1 pseudogene is annotated in these 1,224 nt (G+C 38.3%); it reads right to left on the reverse strand.

Annotation, left to right across the window (positions count from 1 at the left end):
* Nucleotides 1-94: 94 nt before the first annotated feature.
* Nucleotides 95-1,092 (reverse strand): annotated as a pseudogene (locus BLR76_RS11545) (IS3 family transposase); the annotation flags it as partial.
* Nucleotides 1,093-1,224: the final 132 nt, after the last annotated feature.

A 1,224-nucleotide genomic window follows, 5' to 3' on the forward strand; every position in this document is an offset into this window, starting at 1 on the left:
CGCCCGCGACGGATAGGGACCGAACTGTCTCACGACGTTCTGAACCCAGCTCGCGTACCGCTTTAAGGAGGTGCGGATGTTTTTTTGGACTTTTTCAAGCAATTAAACCTAGTTTCTTTCTGTAATCAATCGGACTGAGACCGCCTAGAGACAATTTTATTCTTTTGTTATTGTACCAATGCAGGTAATCATCAAGTAGTTCAATGAATGCGTCAATTGAAATATTGTCCCATTTAAAGCCATAGAAGAACTCATTTTTAAGTCTACCGAAAAACCCTTCGCAAGCCGAGTTATCCGGTGAACATCCTTTTTTAGACATGGACTGTGTCAAACCGTTGGTTTTAATCCTTTCAATCCAACCTGGCCATCTGTAGTGAGCTCCGCGATCAGAGTGTATGATTGGCTTTGAATTATCAGCGAGTGTATCAAGTGCCTGATCAAACATACTATTAACGAGCTCCGCATTTGGTTGTGTACTGATAGTCCAACTAACTAAGGCCCCGTCAAAACAATCGATAATGGGCGATAAATAGACTTTTCCGGCGGGAATACGAAATTCTGTAATGTCTGTCAACCACTTTTTGTCAGGTGCTTCAGCTTTGAAATTTCGTTGAATAAGGTTAGGTGTCGCGGGAGTAATTTCACCTGCATATGAACTATATTTCTTTTTAGTTACTGAATGAACAATGAGTTTTTCTTCCTTCATAAGCCGTCTAACAACTTTCTCGGAAACAACAATATGTTGCTTTTTTAGAACGTCATGCATACGACGATAGCCATACGTACGACGACTTTCAATAAAAATATCTTTAAGCATTACCCTTAGATCAGCATATTTATCCGGAAGCTTAGCCTGACTTCTGTGGTAAAAATAACTACTCTTAACTAAATCCAAATTCTCTAGTAAAAGTGCCAATGGATAAAAGGTTATTAATGCATCAATCACTCTTGTTTTTTCCTTGTTGGAGAGATGTTTTGGATTGATGCCCAATTCTTTTTTACAAGTTCGGCAGACTTTTCCAAGATATCTTTTTCCATTCGTAGTCGATAAACTTCTTGTTTTAAAACATCAACTTCATTTTTCAACCCTTCTAGTTTTCTACTTGATTACACCGTAAAAATACCGTATAATCAAGTCGGAGGTGAACATATGTCTGACAAAGAACGCGTAGAAATACGCATGCCAAAAATCATTTTAGAAAAAGTAGACGCCTATCAAAAAGA

The organism is Alkalibacterium thalassium, assembly GCF_900101165.1.
Lineage (GTDB): Bacteria > Bacillota > Bacilli > Lactobacillales > Carnobacteriaceae_A > Alkalibacterium > Alkalibacterium indicireducens.